Origin of the sequence: Shewanella sairae (assembly GCF_023283535.1) — a bacterium.
In the GTDB taxonomy this organism is placed as follows: domain Bacteria; phylum Pseudomonadota; class Gammaproteobacteria; order Enterobacterales; family Shewanellaceae; genus Shewanella; species Shewanella sairae.
The window spans coordinates 82,688-103,214 of sequence record NZ_JAKILT010000007.1 but is presented as its reverse complement, the minus strand read 5'-3'; the positions used below and the strand labels follow the sequence as shown (position 1 = coordinate 103,214).

The window sequence follows — 20,527 nt, the reverse complement described above, 5'->3', positions numbered from 1 at the left end:
CTTCAACCTCAAAGGTAAGTAGTCACTTACCTTTGAGGTTATTTAATAAGGGATAAAACGATTATTCGCCGGCTAATAACGCTATGGTAATCTTGTCATAAGCTAGCACTGCGCCACCGAACTCTTCGGCAAATTTAGTCGCATCTGCTTGCTGCTTAAAGCTTGCCACTGCTGGCCCCATAACCGCTTTTTTACTGGTGCCGTATACATACCAAGCGGTCTTGGCATCAACAAAGGCATCATCTGTTGGCTTTTGCCAATCAGTCGCCCCAGCGTCATGGACAAATAAGGCTTCAATTTGGCGTTTGTTTTCGCTCTGTAGTGCGAAGTTAAACATATCGCGGGTTGAGCAAAACTTGGGAACCTGGGTTTGACCTTTAAGGTGTACTTGGCCTTTTGGACCAGGGTACTTAGTTATCATCATGCCGCAAAGGTGGCAGCGGTCATGATCATGAATAGCCTGAGCCGTATATTGAGTAGCATCAGCGCTGCTATCGCTGCATGCATTTAAAAAGGGCAAAAGAAATAACAAACAGATTAGCTTTTTCATTGTGTCTCCAGATTCAATCATGCTTTCAGGCTAGCCCTTCGATAGCCTTGCAGGGCGGCATATCAAAGGGCTAGCTTACTCGCAGTTAGTTCAAACAGAGCTCGGCGTATGTGCCATTGCGTACCATAGGGAAGCACTCAACAGCCCGTATTACCGCTTGCTAGAACTAACGTTCTTTGTATCGAGTTATTGGTCACTCTGGATGTGCTAGTCATCCTAACTCGCTAACCAGAGCGACCGCTAACTGTCTACATTTTGTCAATGCTCTCAAAGGCTTTGTTAACTCGGGGAAACTAACAAGCGCCTAATAACAAAAGACTAAATGGCATTTAACTGGCCGGCGTAAATCACAAACATACGCAAGCACATCATGCCTACTACTGCACATATGCCAGACATGTAGAAGGCTTTAGCTGAATGGCTAAAGGCTTTACCTGTGGCAAAGTTAAGCAGTAATGGACCAACAAAACCAATACCCACAACACCAATCCAGAACACGTTCGCCCACACACCGGTATGGAAACCAGCGAATGCCGCTTGTGCACCTGCATTACCTGTAGCCAAAGACATGATAATCATGAATAGGAACAGGGCTTCAGCTGCCATTACCGGCCACTCAATGGCGTGCAATGTGTGCATATCTTTGCTGTGTAAGTCTTCTTTGAATACTGATACTGCAATCATTTTCGCAGCTGCAGCACCCGCAGAAAGACCCGACGCAACAAATAGCGCAGGCAATACTGAAGTATTGATAATTGGGAAACGGATTAACGCTGAGATCAAGAAGCCGGTATAAGCACACACTGACATAGCAAGTACAAGTACTGCTTTTTCAGATGGCGAACGTAGGCCACGTAACTTGTCGATAATAGGCAGTAAGAAGTTCAAAGGCTTATAAGCTTTGATCTCTTCTTCCATTGCAAACAAGGTCACTAGCGCAACTAATGGAATGTATGCAGATAACGCAATAACACCCACTGACATCACTGAGTTTAGGTTGTAGAACACCAAAATACGCCAGAAGAACAGCGGATTAGTTAAGTCTAAAACCAAACAGATCATACCCAGTGCAATCGTTACTAATGAAACTAAAGACGCCGCCTTTAAAAAAGGTGTGTTTTCAGTTTGCTTTTTATAGAAACGAATGAACAAAGCAACCGATAGTGCGCCGCCAGAGATACCAGCAAAGAACAGGTAAACCGCAATTGGCCAAGGCCAAGCGATGCCTTGTGAAAGGCCCATTGTAAATTCAATATTACCGTCCATGATTACACTCCTAACTTCACAATAGGTATGTAACGCAAGCTAGGTTCTGTACCAAAACCTGGCTTAATACGCACCGAGTCCTTCACAGCTAATAACTTACTCACATATGAAGTCGGATCGTTTGCATCACCAAAGATAAGTGCGTCATAACGACACTGCTGCACACAAGCAGGTAGCTCGCCAATGGCAAGTTTGCTGTTTAGGCAGAAGTCACAGTTATCGGCAACATCAGTTTCTTTGTTGATGAAACGCGCATCGTACGGACAAGCACCAATACAGTACTTACAACCAGCACATTTCGCCGCGTCCATGGTCACAATGCCCGTCTTAGGATCGCGATGAGCCGCGCCCGTAGGACAAACTGTTACGCATGGTGCGTTTTTACATTGTTGACATGAAACACGGACGAACTTACGTTCACAACCACAACCCGTTGTTTTGCCACAATGCGGGCAAGGCTGACCTTCAACTGCGCCTGATTGCTGTTCCATTAGTAGTCGAGACTTGCCTTCAGGTAAGTGATTCGCCTTGTTACAGGCATCCTTACACTCACCACAACCGACACATTTGTTCTGGTCGAAAACCATTACATAATGCGGTGTGTTGGCACTTTCCTTTTCTTTGACCGAGCTGCACCCTAGCGGTGCTAATATCAAAGAGCTGGCTCCAAGACCTTTCAGGAACCTCCGTCTCTCTAGATTTTCACTCACAGCATCCTCCGATAATCGGTTTGAAACCGACACGTAATTTTTATAATTTAATATTTTTTCTGGTCGTTAAATTAGGTATTAATTAGCAACGACGGATTTAACCTGAGTTAATTTCTGCGTAGATTTATTAATTGCAAAGTTAATAGCTTCTCGATTAACAACTTGCACTTTATTGGTTAAAGCAATATTCCAGTTATCAATCGCTTTTTGATATTTACCGTTAAGGTAAGCATCGTTAGCCAATAATAAGCGGGTATTTAATTCTTCATGATGTAGAGTTAGCGCCCTCGCAATCACTAAAGAAGTCTCCATGTTGATTACACGATCATCTCGGTAATACATAGATGTTGCTTTAAGCCCTAAGGCTTGGCTGTTTTCACTATCAATTACAAGTAACTGTTCTAATGCTCCGATTGCGTCATTGTACAAACCGCCATCAATATATGACTGAGCGAGCCCTAACAAGACCAGTGGTTCTCCGGGATTATCTTGAGCAAGTTTCTGGCTTTTATTAATCTCAGCAACCAGTAAATAATCAATATTATAATCAGCTTTAGCCGAATCTAATTTTTGATAGCTACCAATGGTTAAATAAAGCAAAACAGAAACACTGACAAAAAATAAACCGATAAACCCAAAGTTGTAATTATTGCTTGCTTTAACATCATTTAAGCTGATGTTTAAATTAGAGCCAAAGATATCTCCAACATCTTTTTCAAGTTCGGCAAGCTTAGAGTCAAAATTAATATGATGACAAAAAAGGTACGCGAACGAACAGAATAAGATAATTGAAATACTAATAAGTAACGTGTTCATCTTGGCTCTATATCAATAATTAATATCAAATTTATTTGTGTGGATTGGCGCCCATAGAGCCGCCCATCATGCCACCCATACCCATGCCACTTAGTCCCATGCCGTGAGCACCTTCACCAGGCGCTTCAACTTTGACTAATTCAACCTCAAATACCAATGTCGAGTGAGGTTGGATCATGCCGACAACACGGTCACCGTAAGCAAGTGCAGGTGGAACTGTTAATTTAAATTTTGACCCTTGAGGCATAAGAGCAAGGGCTTCTTGCCAGCCTTCAATTACGGTAACTAAAGAGAAACGATTAGGTTCGTCACGATCATAAGTGCTGTCAAACTCAGTACCATCAATCAAGGTGCCTTTGTAATGCACAGTAACAACGTCATTGCCCGCAGGCATCGCGCCGTCACCCATGGTGATCACTTCATATTGCAGACCTGATTCAGTTTGCTTAACATCGCTGTTCTTAGCATTTTCAGCCATGAAAGCTTCACCCGCTGCTAAGTTCTTAGCAGTCAGTGCATCTAACTTAGCTTGCCTCGCAGCATTAAGCGTTTCAGCGCGTTGGTTAAGGTAAGTAACGATTTCCTCTTTAGACATTTTTGTCTCATCTTTCAAAGCATCGAGTAAACCATTAACGACCTGAGCCATATCAACTTCTGCACCTAACTGAGACTGGCCATATACCTGACTAGAGATATGGTGACCAAATGATGCGCCTATGCTGTACGATTCCTTCTCAACGTCAGTACTCAAGTCGCTAGAAGCAAAACACGACGCAGACACTGAAAGGGTTAGACAAGACACAACGGCCAAGACACTTTTTTTAAGCTTTTTCATACAATCAATCTCACTAAACTAAAAATAAAATTACATAATCCGTTATGGCTTTTCTGTTACTCGATTCGCTAAACGCCAGCCGTAGATCCCATCTGGCATTTGTAGAACATTGGTGTAACCCAATTTCATCACGTGTCGAGCAGCAATTTCACTGGCATTACAAAGACGGTTTGCACAGTAGAAAACCATGAGTGCGTCTTTGTTTTTTGGCAGCAAGTCTTTCCAATTTTTTACGTTGAAATAAACAGCGCCTGGAATGAATCCTTCTGCCCATAATTCCAAGGTGTTGACATCAAAGAAGTAAACTCCCTCTTTGCCCACTAAGGTTTGTGCTTCCATCATGGTCACCGTTTGTAGCGGTTCAGCATAATATTTAGCCGGGCCCATCTCTTCACCACCACCGGCATAACTGCCTGTTGATAGCATTGATAACAAGACGGTGAAAACGACACTTCCCAGTACTCTATTCATAATTTCTCTCTTTGTTACCTCAACCTAAGTACGCCTAGGTTGAGGTCGGTATTAACTCAATTACATTTATTTAGCGCTGTAACCAACACCATCAAGAATGTTTTGAGCTTGGGTAACATAGGTTAGTGCTGCGTCTAGACGCTTCTGGCTGTAGCGGAAGCCATGAACACCCCATGAACCATCTTCTTTAATTAGTTCAATCGTTTCTTGTGCTTTCTCAGCTAGCATTAGGACTTCAGTCTTGTCAGCAGTAGACAGCTTAGTCACTTCTAGTAGCATATCGATACGCTCAAGAGCTTGTTCAACTTGAGCAAACACCTCTTTAACAGGCTTTTGCATCTTCATTACTTCACCGTAGATTTCCATCTGGTCGTCGTAATGTAGGCCAACTTCTAGCTCAGACTGGAATGGGCTATGACAACCCTTGTTATCCACTACGTCTTTGTCAGAAATCGCTGTACGAGCACAAGTCCACATTAAGTCTAAGTAGTTATGACCGTCTTCGTTCTTAGCAACAGTCCAACCTTTCACGCTTGAATCACGTGGCTGACCTTCAGGTGGGTTAAGTGTCTTACGCTCTGGGTCGATATCAATCTTCCACATGTGAGTACGACGAACCGCGTCAAAACCTGCGTTGTCTGGGAACTGGATTGCAGCGAAGTTCTCACAGCTACCCATGTTTGGCATGTGACAGCTTTGACAAGTTTGGTTGCTGTGAGTGTCAGTATTGTCAGCAATCGTTGCTTGCGCTTCGTGACAGTCAACACAGTCTTTCTTCAGCTTTGGTGTAGAGAAACCAGATAGGAAATCGCCATCTGTTACTTCATGCGGATCGTGACAAGTTGTACAACGCATGCCTTTCTCGTAGTGAGCAGAAGCAAACATCTGTGAACCTTCAGTACCACAAGATGGACAAGCAGACTTCATGTATACGCCGAATGCGTATTCCATTTTCTCTTGAGCTTGTTCAGTATCAGCTAGTGCGTCAACGAAGAAGAAGCGCTGGTGACAACGTTCACAGTTAGACTGCATGCCACCCGTACCGCCATCTAAGTGACCGCCCGCGCCATGACATTCTTCACAAGCAATACCTTTAGAGATAGTGTGCTCTTGTAGCTTCTTAGCATCGCCAAGTGCATCAAAGAACTCTTCTTTATTTTGGAAGTCGAACTTGTACGTGTGACACATTTCACAGTAAGAACTACCAGGCTGGAACAGCATCTCTTTTTCGTACTTAGCACCGTATGAAGTCATACCCCACTGGTGTGAGCCTGAAGCGCCAAACTCTTCTAGTGTTACTGGGAACTCTGGAATTGCTTTATTAATTTTCTTGGCCATCTCTGGCGTTAACCATTCAGCCCAACCGCGAGAGAACTGGTTACCACCGGCTACCATTTTACCGGTACCTTCAGATAGTAGACCGTCACGAACGTGGTAAGTACCGCGTACTAACCATGAATCTAGGAAACCGTACTTAGTACGAGGTGTACCGATGATTGCGTAAACATCATTAGCACGAACACCGTCTGGTAGCATTGATGCTTCACTACCGTATAACTTGGCATTCAAATCACCGTTTGGTACTTCTTTATCGGTAATTTCACTTGGGAAACGCACTACGTTAGCGTGGCGCGAACGTTGCCATTTTTCATATTGAGTCGCGTGACATTCAGCACACTTCTCTGGACCTACGAAGTTGTTTGGGAAATCCAATGTTGATTTAGCACCTAGACGGTACTGAACAGCACTTGGACGACCAACACGCTTGCTGTATGCCTGGCTTCCGCCGGTATCTAAATATTCTTCACCACGGTCACTAATATGGTAATCACCAATTAAGTTACCTTCTTCTTGATATTTGAACATTGGATGGTTTTGAAATAAGAAATCAAATAACTCATCTTCTTGAACAATATAATCGTGTAGTGATTTAACACCTATCGTTCTTTCTGTACCCGCATAGTTTGCAATTGCATTCTTAGCAGATGCACCCATTTCTGGGATGCTATTGTACTTATCACCAGCAGCACTAGCGTTACCTATTGCGCCGAAACAAAACAGTACGCTTGCGACTGCTTTAAGTTTCCAACTTTTCATCATCACTCCTAGTTATAACCTAGTTATAGTATTTTCATCATCATTCAACTAAGGCACTCTCTTGTTTAGCCGAACAACTGAACAATTGAGTTGCAGCTATTTTCCACATCTTTTTTGCAAAAAATACGCGCTACAGCAAGAAATGAGATCTCGAAAATCGCAGATAGTAAAAAATCACTAAAAATGATTCAAAAACATAAGGATACACGAATTTAAAAGCGGTGTTTTTCACTTGTGATAGCATTTTTTGATATCTAAAAGAACCTAAAAACACCCCGTTTACACGTGAAAAAATATCAGAAGAGAGACTTGGTCTTATAAAGGATAGGAAGGTCACAAAACACATCGCTAATATAACCTACCCTTAGATAAAATGGCTTTAAAGTAGCTTTATATAAAGAAAGCTCAACGCATTGCGATGAATAAATGAGCAGGCAAGATTAAACAGTTAATAATAATTACCACTTAATACTTTGCTATATATCGATACAAAAAGAATGAATTTCAAGCAAATTAACTTTTTATAGAATAAGTTAATTAATAGAGAGCAAATAAGATGTTCCCAGAGTTAGGACTTATTTTTCTTATCATTAGCACTGTGACCGCTGTGTTACTTTCATTTATTCCGCTCTATGCTTCATATACTAAAAACCATTACTTATTTAGTTATGTAAAAACACTGACGGCATTAATGACGGTAACGATTAGCGCTTCTATATTATGTTTACTTATTTCGTTTTTACTCGATGACTTTTCCGTCGCTTACGTTGCCAATCACTCAAATACTCAGTTAGCCACCTTATATAAAGTGGCAGCGGTTTGGGGTAGCCACGAAGGTTCTATGCTGTTTTGGGTGGTATCGATAGCGATTTGGGGCTGCTTAATTGTGTTCTCATCGCGCTACCAAGCCCCCCTATTTATTGGCCGCATGATTGCCATACTGGCGTTTGTGATTGCCGGCTTTAACTTATTCATGCTGTTTACCTCTAACCCGTTTGCACGCCTGTTACCTAACTTCCCGATTGAAGGCCGCGACCTTAATCCCATCTTGCAAGACATAGGATTAATCTTCCATCCGCCGATGCTGTTCTTAGGTTACGTAGGCTTAACCGTGACGTTTGCTGCGGCGATTGCAGCTTTGCTTGGTGGCAAGTTTACGCAACAACATGCGAGTTACCTGCGCCCTTGGGTACTGATGGCTTGGGTATTTTTAACTGGTGGTAATGCATTTGGTTCATGGTGGGCATATAACGAGCTTGGCTGGGGCGGATGGTGGTTCTGGGACCCTGTAGAAAACGCTTCGTTTATTCCTTGGCTAGTCGCCACTGCTTTACTGCATAGTGTGGTGCTAAGCCATCAACGTAGCAGCTTTAAGATTGCCACCTTATTACTATGCCTATTGGCGTTCTCACTCAGCTTATTGGGCACTTTCTTAGTGCGCTCAGGCATAGTGCAGTCAGTGCATGCTTTTGCCTCTGATCCAACTCGCGGCATGTCAATTTTATTTCTACTCGGGGTATTTGTTTGCGGTGCGTTAACCCTGTTTGCCCTCAAGGCTAACTTAATCAAATCTAAATCAGACTTTGCGCTTATCTCCCGCGACACAGTGATGTTATTGGGTAATATCGTGTTAGTCGTTGCCGCTATTTCGGTATTACTGGGGACTTTCTACCCGCTGCTGTTTGAACTGCTTAATTTAGGCACCTTGTCGGTTGGCGCGCCGTACTTTAATAGCATTTTTGTACCACTCACCTTTGTCGCAGTTCTGCTTATGGGCGCGGCACCACTAATTAAGTGGCAACAACAATCGTTAAATCGCTTATACCCGCTTGCTGGCTTATTTATTGCGGCTTCACTGATTGGTGTATTGGTTGCCATGCAAACCCGTGATGGCTTTAATCCTTGGGTATGGCTTGGGGCAACATCGGCAAGCTGGATATTCTTCACTTTAGGCTACTTGGTGTTTAGTTTACGTCAGCAAGGCATTGCTGTTATCAGCCAAAAAGCCGCCATGATCATTGCCCACTTTGGTGTAGCCATTACCATTATTGGCGCCACGGCAGTGTCTAATTTTGAAACCCAAGAGTTATTAAGAATGGGGCCGGGGCAAGGTAAAGTGGTGGCGGGTTACACCTTTGTCTATGAAGACACTGTCGATGTGGACGCTAAAAGCTACACTGCGATTCAAGCCAATATTCGGGTAACCGACAGTAGTGATAACTTTGTTGGTTACATCACGCCACAGCGCCAAACCTTTAAGACCAATGCCATGGAGACAACGCAAGCGGGTATTATACGTAACTTAGTGCGTGATCTTTATGTATCGAGCGGCCAGCAACTGAGCGAAACTGAGTATTTGGTGCGCATTAGCCATAAGCCACTTGCTTGCTGGATTTGGATTGGTGGCCTAATGATGATGCTAGGCGGCTTGATTGCTGCAATGTCAGGACTGTATAACTTACGCCGTCAACAGGTGGCAGCAACTAAGCCGCTGACTACAGCACAATTTGCAGTTAAGGAGCCAGCATGAGTCACGCGTACACCTCAACGCTAATGCGCTTATTAATCGGGTTTGCCGTGTTGCTATGCATTAGTCTTTCTGTGCAAGCCTCAGCACAAACGGCTAGCGATAAAATCCATTACACCCCAGATCAAATCCGCGACTTGGGCTTTGAAATCGCCCATGAACTGCGCTGCCCGATGTCGGTCAATCAAAACCTGTTTGACTCTGGTGCGCCGATTGCCAGTGAGCTAAAAGGGCAGATTTTTTTAATGCTGGAGCAAGGTGAGTCTAAGGCAGAGATCATCGACTTTCTAGTACAACGCTATGGCGAAAAAATTCGTTACCAACCCAGCTTTTCAGGCGCAACAGCCCTACTCTGGTTTGGTCCTATTCTACTGCTATTTGGCATTATTGCGTTTGCAGTAATGTGGATCCGTGAACAACGTAAACATCAAGATATAAAGGCTAACACCTATGAATAAAACACACCTGTTGAGCGGCTTATTGGTGCTCTCATCATTACTTATGCCAGCGCAAGCACAAGTTGCTTCAAATAAGGTTTACAACACCGGTGAAGCCATTGAAAAGCCGCTAATTATGTCGCGCTTTATTGAAATGCAGTCGGCACGTTCAGTACCTGAAGTGATGTTTACTGACACCAAAGGCGAGCAGATTAGCCTAAAACAATACAAGGGTAAGTTAGTACTGGTTAACCTGTGGGCGACTTGGTGTGCACCTTGTATTAAAGAGATCCCGCAGATGGAGAACATCCGCCAAGTTAATAAAAATAATGACTTGGTTGTGGTACCAATCTCAATTGATGAAGAAAGCGATAAGGTGCAAGCCTTCTTAGATCGTCATGATCTAGGGCATTACCAAACTTGGTTAGACCCAAAGAAAACCATCGACCAAATTATGCCAGCCGATGTTGTGCCAGCCACTTATGTATTTGACGGTTCAGGCAACCTTGTGGGCTTCTTACGTGGTTACCTCGACTGGGGTGACAAAGAAGTGCAGCCGTACCTTGAAAAGCTAACTGCTAAGTACGCCAAGCGTTAGTCGTTAGCATGAGTCGCTATGCGGCTTAAGCAGGTGTAGTTGATTGGACTTCATGTCCAATCGGAATTGGTTCCTCGCTAAACACCCATTTCGGTGGGTTGATTTTTTCACCCTCTCCATGGTGATATTTGGCTTTGCCAATAGCCTTGTCGGCGGACACCGACAAGGCTTTTTTTAACTAAGCCGTCGCCTCTTCTTGCGCAATTATGCGCTCAATTTTAAAGTCGTACTTTGCGTAAGCCGCACTAATTAACGGACACACTAGGTTAAAAAATGCATAAGGCAGATACGCAATAGTTGCGACGCCTAATGTGCTAGCCATATAGGCGCCACAGGTATTCCACGGAATAAGTGGGCTAGTAATGGTGGCAGAGTCTTCTAACGCACGACTTAAGTTTACTGGTGCAAGACCGCGCTTAGCATACTCGACTTTGAGCATGCGCCCAGGCAAGACAATGGCGATAAACTGATCGGCTGTAATTAAGTTGGCGCCAATACCACTCGCAAGCGTGGTTAAAATTAAACTGCCGCTGGATTTCACTAGGCCTAAAATGCTTTGCAGAATACGTTTAAGTAAGCCGGTCACCTCCATGATACCGCCAAAGGTCATGGCGCACAGAATCAACCATACCGTATTCATCATGCTACTCATGCCGCCACGGCTAAGCAGATTATCCAGCACTTCATCACCCGTGGCTGCCGTATAGCCATTAAACATGGCAACCCATATCCCTTTAACCAATGCCACCAGCGGCATTAAGCTGTCGTCATTGGCAAACTTAACCACATTATCAAACTGGAACAATGCTGCGCATACCGCACCAGCAATCGTACCTATGATGACAGTCGGGAACGCTGGGATTTTCTTATAGGCTAAAATCAGCACCACCAGCAGAGGCAGTAATAAGTGTGCGCCGGGATTAAACAGGGTATCGATTAAAGATAAGGTGGTTTCAAAGTTATTGCTGTCGACGTTTGTTTGGCTATTAAAACCTAAAATCAAGAAACCTATCATGGCGATGATAATACTCGGTGCTGTGGTCCATACCATGTGCCTTATATGGCTAAAAATATCGGTTCCAGCTACCGCTGGCGCTAAGTTAGTGGTGTCTGACATGGGTGACATTTTGTCGCCAAAATAGGCGCCACTTATAATCGCACCAGCAGTAATTTCAACGCTTAGTCCCATTGCAGATGCCACGCCAACTAGCGCGATACCTAGCGTACCCGCTACCGTCCACGAACTACCAATACTGATAGCCACCACCGCGCATAATAGACAGCAAGCTGCATAAAAGTATTCAGGGTTAAGCACTAACATGCCGTAATAGATCATCGTTGGCACTGTGCCTGACAATATCCAAGTGCCAATGAGCGAGCCTACGGTAAACAGAATCAATAAAGCGCCAGTGGCAAAGCCAATACTGCGCACTATGCCCTGCTCCATTTCAGCCCAGCTATAGCCATTTTTCCAGCCAATTAATAACGCAATACAGCCCGCCATAATCAAGGCAATTTGATTAGCGCCGTATGAACTATCGGATGAAAACAAATAAACCGCGGCGGTGAGCATACAGACTAAGGCGATAATTGGGGTTAGCGCATCAAGTAGAGAAGCCGGGGTATGCTTATCATCCTCAAAAGAGCCATCAATGGTTGACTGCAAATTTGACTCATTTGGGCATTGTGTTTTGGCTGATTGAGGTTCAGTTTCCAAGGCCATGGCATTTTCCTTTTAGCTCTTATTATTTTTTACGCAAATACCGTTCAGCGACGATTTAGCATTGCGCACAGCCAGCCATGTTTACATAAACACAACAATCACGTCCAACGAGTAAACTTAGGATAAAATTAAACGGCAGCCGCATACTTAATATGTATTCACAGCAAGCAGCGCAAATGCACATACCTATGCACAAATACACAATAAAGTAATTGAATAATCTTCAGGATTAATTTAGATATTACTAAAAAAACGGCCTTTCAAGTTAAACCTGAAAGGCCGTTACTACTTTTTAACGTTAATTACTCAGGATTATATTTATTATTTGCCAGTTCAATTTTAACGGCTTTGATCCGACTATCATTGAACAGGTTATCATTCAAATTGAGTAAATCGACACCCTCATCAGCCTTAAAAACGGCTGAGTTGCCATTGGCAAATACCAGCTGCAACTGTAAGTCTGCTGCAACTTGTTTTGCATTTTGTCCGTCTACTAAGGTGACAAAAATAATACCTGTTGCCTTAGACGCTAAACTAAAACTGCCTTTAGTGACAACATCACCCGCAAACAACTTCACTGTGTCTGCAAAGTTACTCGTCGCGGAAGGCTCAATCACCTTATTAAATGTCTGACCATTGACCACAACAACTTCGCTGGTTTGAATTTCAACTGGTGAAGCCAGCTCTTGCAAACCATTAGCCATACTAAGCGATGAAAATAGCGTCACTGCAGCGGCAGATAAAAAGATAGATGGTTTCATATTAATGCTCCTTTAGTGACCGATTACACGCATTGACCAGTTTTTGATCACACCCGGCTCTTGGTTATTATTAAGTGGTACAAAAAAGACATTTGCACTGTTGAAGTAAGCAATAAAAGAAAACTGCTCTTCACCATTGGTATCAACCGCTCTCAAAGTCCACTCACCTTTTGCTTGTTCACCATAGAATTGGTTACTCAGCAGCAACTGTTGATCAAACCCTGTAATACTTGGATCAAGTGACTGTCCTACTAATCCATTTCTTGGAGTTTGTAATACTGAACGGGTTCCTGCTGGCGAGATAAGCTCTATGGCTAAATCAGGTAGACGAGAGTGATCTAAAGTGAGCTGTACTTGTACTGATTCCACGGTAATATCGTCACTAAACTCTAGGCTCGACTCACCACCAGCTAAACTTGCATCTGGTACTTCGACCATAAGATCACTACCCACCCAAGGTGTGATAATTTCTGCCGGCAATACATTATTGGTCATACGAGCACGGCTCATGGCTTTGTCCAAATCAACAGCACCAAAACCATAGAAAGCATGAAAATCAACACCAGCAGCATTCGTTGTCCAAGGATCGACTGCTTGGTAGCTAACCAACTCACCTGCATGGTTAACAAAATCAAGACTAACACCTGAGTTTGCTGCATCAGTTTTACTTGTCGTTTCCGCTAATAAAGCCCTTACATCTCTAGCTGTTAACGCATGGTTAGTCGACATGATGGCGGCAATGGCACCTGAAGTATTTGGTGCTGCAGAAGAGGTACCATTCATGGTGCTAGTATAATTACATTCAGGGTCTAACTCTGTTCCCCCATGCAAACCATTACTGCCTAATCCTGCTGAAGTATTCATCCCAGCATCACAGCCCATTAGATCTGTTGTCACCATTGCTGGAGCATTAGTACCATATTCGCCTGCGGGGGCTGCAACCCAGACATTACTACCGACCGACGAGTAACTAGTACGGGTACCATCTGCAGTAATCGCACTTGTCACTAGGTTGTAGTAGTTTGAATTATCATAAGATTGGTTACTATTGTGCATAGGCAAACCTAAATTGTTGCCACCAGCAAAGAAGTCACCAGGTAAAACAAAAAAACCACCACTTCTAAAATAACGGTAACCATTACCTGCTGACTTAACAAATAACGCACCACGCCCCCATGCAGCATTCTGGCTCACATCAGCCATCACTCCAATTTCAAAATTGAATTGTGGGTCATTCAAATCAGCTTTAATCGGATCAATAGGGCTAAAACCATAACTTTGGTTAAAGACTCGCACATCCTGAGTACTAGTGCCCTTACCATGTGATATTAACCAGCCTTCAAATGTTTGCTCTGATAACCAGTTAAATCCTAGTAATGAAGTATTTGACGCCACACCTCTAACACCTTCACCATTATGACCTACGGCACCAATCAAACCCGCTACAGCCGTACCATGCCCATTAGGATCTTCAGGGTAATCAGCTGGGTAAGTAGAGTCTGATATGAAGTTCTGGCTTCCAGAAGTCACGTTTGCAGCTAAATCAGGGTGATCAATCTGGACACCGGTATCAATAATCGCAACTTTAATCCCGACACCGGCAATACCAAACGCTTGCGTAAGCTGAGTATTAAGATCATTACCTGCCGTGCCTGACGTTTGGGAGAAAGCATTTTGCCCAGTATTATTTAAATGCCATTGCTGTGAATACAACGGATCCGATGCATATGCTGTCGAAGCTATCCCTACGCCGACCATAGCCAATGCTAACTTTGAATATTTCAAATTCATATTAAGCCTCAAATGATTAATAGTTATTATCCGCCCAGACAAGATGAATACATATTCACTTGCTGGCGGTTTTTGACATTACATCATTCATCAATACATCGACATTTTGTTGCATGCACAACCCGAAAACCGAGTAACAAAATATTTACATTTATTTTTTATTGTTATTGCCAACACAAAGGTAACCAAAGCCATCAAACCATTAAAATTCAATGAATTACAATAGTACAGGCAGGTATAACCCTGATTTATATAAAATAGAACTCATACTCAGGCAAAAGAGGGAGAAGCGAGTAAGCACGCGAAGTTAAAGCGTAAACTCATATATAATTATGCAAAAAAAGCATTATATATTAACAAATACGCTACAAACCGACCTTGTAATGATGCGGAACAGCTGCTAATGACAGCGCTATCAAAAAATAATTTATGCACAACTTTGATAAAAACATTAAATAAAGTGCATAATAAAGTCCAAGTCATACTGCCTGTAAAAACAAAGCGAGCCCTTTGACAAATTGCGGCAAAATGACCGAAATACCAATAAAATCAGTTAACTGATTGTGTTAAGCCGCCAGTTTAGGAGCATTATGGAAGAGTTTAACATTAGTCGATTAAACACTCGCCTTGGCATAGTGAAGCTTACTGGTGCGACTAGCCTTGATGAACAGACGAATCAACAGCATATAACTGTGCATCAGCTGGAGATAATGGGCTGTGATGGTTGGGTAGAACTGGATGTTAATCATGACCAAAGCAAAAAAATGCTCAAACGGCTACATAGCGAAATAATCGCTCACTTAGGTTTGTAAGCTGTTCGCTCAAGCAAGCGTGTCACGCCGGTTATCTTGATATTAATTGTCAGCAACACTTACCTGAGACTTTTATTTCATGGGTTGTTTCTTTAGTATGTCGGCTCTTAAATCCATTTAGCTGCAAAGGCCAATTCCCATGAAACTATCCGCTTTGGATCAACCACTATACGATCATTTATATCGCGACATTCGAGAGTTCCGCGCAACTTTTGATCTACCGATTGAAGATATCAGCACTTTGGATGATAAAGCCGATACGCTGCATACCTCATTGGCTATCGAAGAGTTAACTGAACTTGCAGAAGCTGATAGCCGTGTTGAGCAAGCCGATGCGATTGTCGATTCAGTCTATGTATTGATGGGGCGCTTGGTTCACCTAGGTGCAACTCAAGTTAATGACCGTGTTGAAATTAGCTACGTTATCGACTTACTTTTACATGTCGCTAAAAACCGCGAAATCGACTTTGTCACTTGTTGGGACGAAGTGCACTCAAGCAACATGAGCAAAGTATGCCGTAACGAGCAAGAGCTTAACGAGACTATCGAATTCTACGCTAAACAAGGCGTTGAAATTGTGGGTAGCACTAAAGGTGAATTTATCATTGCCAAATGCGCAAAAGATGTTGATATGGCGGGTAAAGTAGTTCGCCAAGGTAAGGTACTAAAATCGGTTTACTACCGCCCAGCTGATTTAGAGAAATTGGTAAAAGCTTAAGCTTTGCATCTAGTTTAATGTCATCGTTTTACACAAAAATAAGCAGAGCCAACGCTCTGCTTATTTATCAATTCGGCATGCAGTTATACTTGCCACTAGCTCACCTTATTTAAGGCTTGTTGCTCCGAGCTAACCTCCGTATCTAAAGTTAACTCACTATCTAACTGCCCTGACTCACTCAGCAAGGGTTGTAAGGACTGTATTAGTTCTATCGGTTTATCGACCACTAGGTAAACCTGTTCAATCTGTTCTGGTAATTGCCCTAACCCACCAAAGTAGGTTTGTGGTTGTTTAAATGTCAGTAATATATTGGCTGCTTTTCCTCTACCAAATTGGAGGAATTCCGATTCAGGCTTACCAGCAGATTTCGTGTCTTTTTCAATAGCGCTTTCAACCTTATAACTGAGTTGAACCTTAGTGTTGGTGTGAATTTTCGTATTAGTCCAGTCACCATGTTGTACTGACTCTATATCATCGAATTTTACCGCCATAAAACCCCACATAGAGTTATTAAGCACTAGCTTATTGCCTTGACTATAAACAGAGAAGTGACGTGAGACACGGTAATTAGCTGTCACAAACACCAAGCTATAAGCGAGAATGCTCGACACGATAAGTGCCAGCAGCTCACTCCAAGTAGCAATAAGAACATAGCTTAATGCGGACAACATCACTGTTGCCGTAAGCAGTAATAACCAGTGCCACACTTTGGCTGAATACAGATTAAGGTTGGCTAAATTACAGCAGTGGTGGCGTGAAAACCAAGGAATAGCGTAATACCAACTAGCAGGTTCGGATGCCAGAACCAAGGCTAACGTTCGCTTCTTTTCATCCTGATACTTATCAACAATGTGCAAGCGCGGATCGCCCTTTAAAGATCGCGCTTGCCATAGCCCCTTCGCAATACTGACCATTAAGTAAAGTTCAATGACTAATAACACTGCGATAATCGGATAACGCAGCCAAGCAATAAACTCAAAATAACTGGCGAGTTCAGCCGGAAAGCTAAAGCGGGCCATCAAGCTGCTCAAACTAAAAACCACTAGCATCTTCCACCAGTGCTGCTGACCTACATAAATAATGCAGTAAGCATACATAGCTGGCAGTATGACAAAATAACTCGCTGCTGCCGCAATGGTTAGCGGCAGTGCATTTGTCATTTCCATTGATTCAGGTAACCATTGAAAACCCACACAATAAACAACAATGGCGCTTAGCAAAAACAGTAATCGATATTTGATACTACGGCGCATGCTCTGATCCTTGAGGCTTGTTAAAACAATGTAACAGTTGATATGGTGACGCCTTGGTTACAAAACAAGCTTCACTCTCTATATTTAATCGGCAATTGAGTTATTTACGACCACTTCAGCAAACTTAAGTTGAGTGTTTTTGACGCAAAATGTATAAGATTTTCTACGAGTAAAAGGTTAAGATATCGACACAACGGATTGATAAGTTGAGCTAATAATGTCCATATATCACAGTTACATACAGCGCTTTGTGTTATTCACTATTCTGCTAATCACCGTGTATCCAAGTACCAGCATAGCCGGCAATCACCTTATCGACGCTAAGGTTATGCATAACAGTCCATTTAATATTCCGCGTACTCACACCGTAAAAATTAAAGACAATGAGCGTAGTTATAAGCTTTATATCAAGCTACCTAAAGGCTACAAATCATCAAAAAATCGCGACATTGACTATCCTGTCATTTATTTAACCGATGCTATGTATACCTTTCAAATTATGTCTGGCGTAACTCGGTTTCCAATGAATGCCAAACAGATGGCACCGGCGATTATTGTGGGGATCTCGTGGGAGTTAGGTATGCAAGGTGACACCAGCCGTGTACGAGACTACACACCGACAGTTGATAACAGCTGGAGCAAAGTCACCGGCGGAGCTTACAGACACCTAAAATTTCTAAAGCACCAGGTGATTCCTTATGTTGAGCAAAACTATCGAACTGCGCCTAATCAGCGCACCTATGTGGGTAATTCACTTGGTGGGTTATTTGGTGCTTACATCTTAGTAAAACAGCCTAACTTGTTTACTAACTACCTATTAGGCAGCCCCTCTTTTTGGTGGCAGCAGCAACAACTGCTAAAACAATTGGAAGCGAATACACAGGTTCTAAATAAAGTTAATGCCAACGTTTTTATTGGCATAGGTGCCTTAGAACATAATAGGCAAGGTGGCGATTCAGAGTTTGACATGGTGAGTGATGCGAAGCACTTTATTCAGTTACTCAATAGCACTGCCGCCCATCAAACTAAACAAACCTTGAAGTCTAAGCTGCTCATTATTAACGAAGCTAATCACGCTACAGCATTTGCAACCACTGCAATTCACGGCATGGACTGGTTGTTTAATGCTGAAACAGGTAAAAGCCTAGCTAACTTAAAAAGTGAACCTGCACATAAGCCTGTGTCAGCGACTAAGCCTGCAAAAAGTGAAGTATTTTAATTAAGTTAACGACTTAAAGACTAACTGACTTCACGTTGTTCAATTTTCAAAATACAGGGCGTTTTAATTACGACCTTACTGCTATTGTGTACAAGCTCGTGCTCATACCAATGTATGTATAAGCGTAATTGCGCATTATCGGCAAACTGGTTGCTGTTGTAAAAGTCACGGTAACAACGGTTATGCCGCATATAACCACTGTGGTAGAGCTTGAGTATGCGCTGACCTATATGTATTTCACGAAAGTCTACGCCGTGGGCTGAATTATGCGGGAAATGATAATCACCGTAGCGATAACTACCATCGAGTATCTCGATGTTTTGCCCCTTAGTGAGCAACGCATTTAATTGCAATGCATCAACTCGACTGGTTAAACACAAACCGCTCAAGCCTATGCAGCAAAGAACTGCAAGAGACCATCTAAGAAAACCTTGCGGCTTAAAGCAACAGAGTAAAAACCAGATAACCAGTATTGATAGTATTATAAATAGTAAAGCCAGTTCATAATCAGCCCATTGGCTGGCTTCATAGCTAGTGATCCAAGCAGCCATTCATACCTCCTTGCATACAAATCCTTTTGTTGTGCTGTCGACACAAGCCACCACGTTGAGTAATAACCTAATAGGCTAAAGTGTCACTTCAATGATCCTTCATTGAATAAATCAGTAATGGTGCACTTAGGATAAGTATAGTCAGCGATAGTTACCTTGACTGACTGAGGTAGATTTATTGTGGGGATTGATTGCAAGAGTATGCGGGATTGATCAGCTAAGAGCAGTTTTTAGCAAACGAATGCAAGGTGATTAAAAGCAAAAAGTGACAGCAGCAAACACTCTAGAACACTAAGATATTTATTCTGCTCGGTATAACAAATATAAAAAAGCGCCCCACTAAGGGGGGCGCCTTGATAGCAATAGGTTAAATTAGCCCAATACTAAGTAATCCAAAGTTAACGCAGTGTATAGAACAAACCCCGCCCAGTTATTATTTAAAAAGGCTGTAAAACAATCTGCACGCTCTCGAGCAAATATCAGCTTTTGTTGGTACAAACCAAAACCGATAAAGGACAGAATGCCTAAGGCATAGATTTCGCCTCGCCCAGCCACCATGCCCGCAATGATCAAACAGCTTAAGGCTGCTAATTGAAATGCACCGATGATATGACGATCGAAACGGCCAAATAAAATCGCGGTCGACTTAATACCGATTTTCAAATCATCATCGCGATCAACCATGGCGTACATGGTGTCGTACGCGACCGTCCAGCACCAGTTAGCTGCAAATAACCACCAAGCTTCAGCAGGTACTGTCCCTGTTTGCGCCGCATAAGCCATGGGGATAGACCAGCTCCATACCGTGCCCAAAAACATTTGCGGCATATTGGTATAACGCTTGGTGAAGGGATAAATAATGGTAAGAATGATGCCGACAATAGACAACTGCACTACAACAGGGTTTAGCATCAGCACTAGGCCAAATGAAAACAAAGCGACAACCAGAAACAGTAATAAAGCTTCTTTACTGGAGATTTCACCGCTGGCTAGCGGCCGAGCTTTGGTGCGTTCAACGTGGGCGTCAAGATTTCTATCTGCGTAGTCATTAATAATGCAGCCGCAAGCTCGCATCGAAAATACGCCAATCACAAAAATAATAAACACTTTCAGATCAGGCAGACCACCTGCAGCAAAGGTCAACGCCATCAAACATGGCCACATTAATAACAAGGTACCAATGGGACGGTCCATACGCGCAAGTCGCATATAAACGTCTAGTTTATCCCTTAAATTCATGATTAGGCTCTCCTACAACGTCTTCGGCCTTTAGTTTTGTAACCGCATTATGACTGAGCTGTAACAGTATTCAACCAGTATTGAGATAAATAAAATTACTGCTTGTTTTATGTGCTAAAAAATAAGGCCGAGCATAGTGCTCAGCCTTAGATT

At 42.9% G+C, this 20,527-nt stretch carries 19 protein-coding genes; 6 read left to right on the top strand and 13 right to left on the bottom strand.

Annotated features, from left to right (window positions below; translation table 11 throughout):
* Positions 1 to 61 precede the first annotated feature (61 nt).
* The 7 genes from L2748_RS04580 to L2748_RS04550 all read right to left on the bottom strand — a co-directional run bounded on the left by L2748_RS04580 (position 62) and on the right by L2748_RS04550 (position 6,745).
* On the bottom strand, positions 62 to 550 hold the full coding sequence (locus tag L2748_RS04580) for a nitrous oxide reductase accessory protein NosL (protein WP_220780522.1): 489 nt from the start codon (positions 548 to 550) through the stop codon (positions 62 to 64).
* A 318-nt stretch (positions 551 to 868) separates the two neighbouring features.
* Positions 869 to 1,816 carry an NrfD/PsrC family molybdoenzyme membrane anchor subunit gene (nrfD, locus tag L2748_RS04575; RefSeq protein WP_220780521.1) on the bottom strand — a complete coding sequence of 316 codons (948 nt, stop codon included), beginning with the start codon at positions 1,814 to 1,816 and terminating at the stop codon, positions 869 to 871.
* A gap of 2 nt (positions 1,817 to 1,818) precedes the next feature.
* Positions 1,819 to 2,526 carry a 4Fe-4S dicluster domain-containing protein gene (locus L2748_RS04570; protein ID WP_220780520.1) on the bottom strand — a complete coding sequence of 236 codons (708 nt, stop codon included), beginning with the start codon at positions 2,524 to 2,526 and terminating at the stop codon, positions 1,819 to 1,821.
* 78 nt (positions 2,527 to 2,604) lie between these two features.
* Entirely contained in the window at positions 2,605 to 3,342 is a 738-nt protein-coding gene (locus L2748_RS04565; RefSeq protein ID WP_220780519.1) for a tetratricopeptide repeat protein, read from the bottom strand.
* 31 nt (positions 3,343 to 3,373) lie between these two features.
* Entirely contained in the window at positions 3,374 to 4,177 is an 804-nt protein-coding gene (locus L2748_RS04560; protein WP_220780518.1) for an FKBP-type peptidyl-prolyl cis-trans isomerase, read from the bottom strand.
* Between the two features lie 42 nt (positions 4,178 to 4,219).
* Positions 4,220 to 4,648, bottom strand: a complete 429-nt coding sequence (locus tag L2748_RS04555) for a rhodanese-like domain-containing protein (protein ID WP_220780517.1) — start codon at positions 4,646 to 4,648, stop codon at positions 4,220 to 4,222.
* 66 nt (positions 4,649 to 4,714) lie between these two features.
* Positions 4,715 to 6,745, bottom strand: a complete 2,031-nt coding sequence (locus L2748_RS04550) for a multiheme c-type cytochrome (RefSeq protein WP_220780516.1) — start codon at positions 6,743 to 6,745, stop codon at positions 4,715 to 4,717.
* Positions 6,746 to 7,301: 556 nt separating this feature from the next.
* Here L2748_RS04550 and L2748_RS04545 point away from each other — a divergent pair.
* From L2748_RS04545 to L2748_RS04535, 3 genes are read left to right on the top strand one after another with little or no spacing between them, the layout of a single operon-like run.
* Positions 7,302 to 9,275 carry a heme lyase CcmF/NrfE family subunit gene (locus tag L2748_RS04545; RefSeq protein WP_220780515.1) on the top strand — a complete coding sequence of 658 codons (1,974 nt, stop codon included), beginning with the start codon at positions 7,302 to 7,304 and terminating at the stop codon, positions 9,273 to 9,275.
* Positions 9,272 to 9,730, top strand: a complete 459-nt coding sequence (locus L2748_RS04540) for a cytochrome c-type biogenesis protein (RefSeq protein WP_220780514.1) — start codon at positions 9,272 to 9,274, stop codon at positions 9,728 to 9,730. Before L2748_RS04545 ends, L2748_RS04540 begins: the two co-directional genes overlap by 4 nt.
* The gene (locus tag L2748_RS04535) at positions 9,723 to 10,307 is read left to right on the top strand and encodes a TlpA family protein disulfide reductase (protein ID WP_220780513.1); all 585 of its coding nucleotides are present in this window, start codon (positions 9,723 to 9,725) and stop codon (positions 10,305 to 10,307) included. Before L2748_RS04540 ends, L2748_RS04535 begins: the two co-directional genes overlap by 8 nt.
* A 178-nt stretch (positions 10,308 to 10,485) precedes the next feature.
* Here L2748_RS04535 and nhaC read toward each other — a convergent pair whose 3' ends face one another.
* The 3 genes from nhaC to L2748_RS04520 form a co-directional block, all read right to left on the bottom strand.
* Complete coding sequence (nhaC, locus tag L2748_RS04530) at positions 10,486 to 12,030, bottom strand: Na+/H+ antiporter NhaC (RefSeq protein WP_246616120.1); 1,545 nt, start codon at positions 12,028 to 12,030, stop codon at positions 10,486 to 10,488.
* A gap of 302 nt (positions 12,031 to 12,332) precedes the next feature.
* On the bottom strand, positions 12,333 to 12,791 hold the full coding sequence (locus tag L2748_RS04525; RefSeq protein ID WP_220780512.1) for a hypothetical protein: 459 nt from the start codon (positions 12,789 to 12,791) through the stop codon (positions 12,333 to 12,335).
* 12 nt (positions 12,792 to 12,803) lie between these two features.
* Positions 12,804 to 14,582, bottom strand: coding sequence for a S8 family peptidase (locus L2748_RS04520; RefSeq protein ID WP_220780511.1), 1,779 nt, complete (start codon positions 14,580 to 14,582; stop codon positions 12,804 to 12,806).
* A 590-nt stretch (positions 14,583 to 15,172) separates the two neighbouring features.
* On the opposite strand from L2748_RS04520, the gene L2748_RS04515 reads away from it, so the two are divergent.
* Positions 15,173 to 15,394 carry a hypothetical protein gene (locus tag L2748_RS04515; protein ID WP_220780510.1) on the top strand — a complete coding sequence of 74 codons (222 nt, stop codon included), beginning with the start codon at positions 15,173 to 15,175 and terminating at the stop codon, positions 15,392 to 15,394.
* A 139-nt stretch (positions 15,395 to 15,533) separates the two neighbouring features.
* Positions 15,534 to 16,112, top strand: coding sequence for a nucleoside triphosphate pyrophosphohydrolase family protein (locus tag L2748_RS04510; protein WP_220780509.1), 579 nt, complete (start codon positions 15,534 to 15,536; stop codon positions 16,110 to 16,112).
* Positions 16,113 to 16,207: 95 nt separating this feature from the next.
* Here L2748_RS04510 and L2748_RS04505 read toward each other — a convergent pair whose 3' ends face one another.
* Complete coding sequence (locus tag L2748_RS04505) at positions 16,208 to 17,365, bottom strand: hypothetical protein (RefSeq protein ID WP_220780508.1); 1,158 nt, start codon at positions 17,363 to 17,365, stop codon at positions 16,208 to 16,210.
* A gap of 217 nt (positions 17,366 to 17,582) precedes the next feature.
* Here L2748_RS04505 and L2748_RS04500 point away from each other — a divergent pair, with 217 nt between their 5' ends.
* On the top strand, positions 17,583 to 18,584 hold the full coding sequence (locus L2748_RS04500; protein ID WP_220780507.1) for an alpha/beta hydrolase: 1,002 nt from the start codon (positions 17,583 to 17,585) through the stop codon (positions 18,582 to 18,584).
* 20 nt (positions 18,585 to 18,604) lie between these two features.
* On the opposite strand, the gene L2748_RS04495 is transcribed toward L2748_RS04500, so the two are convergent.
* A complete protein-coding gene (locus tag L2748_RS04495) occupies positions 18,605 to 19,135 on the bottom strand; it encodes a hypothetical protein (protein WP_220780506.1) in 531 nt (176 codons plus the stop codon).
* Positions 19,136 to 19,507: 372 nt separating this feature from the next.
* On the bottom strand, positions 19,508 to 20,374 hold the full coding sequence (gene ubiA, locus L2748_RS04490; RefSeq protein WP_220780505.1) for a 4-hydroxybenzoate octaprenyltransferase: 867 nt from the start codon (positions 20,372 to 20,374) through the stop codon (positions 19,508 to 19,510).
* Positions 20,375 to 20,527 lie beyond the last annotated feature (153 nt).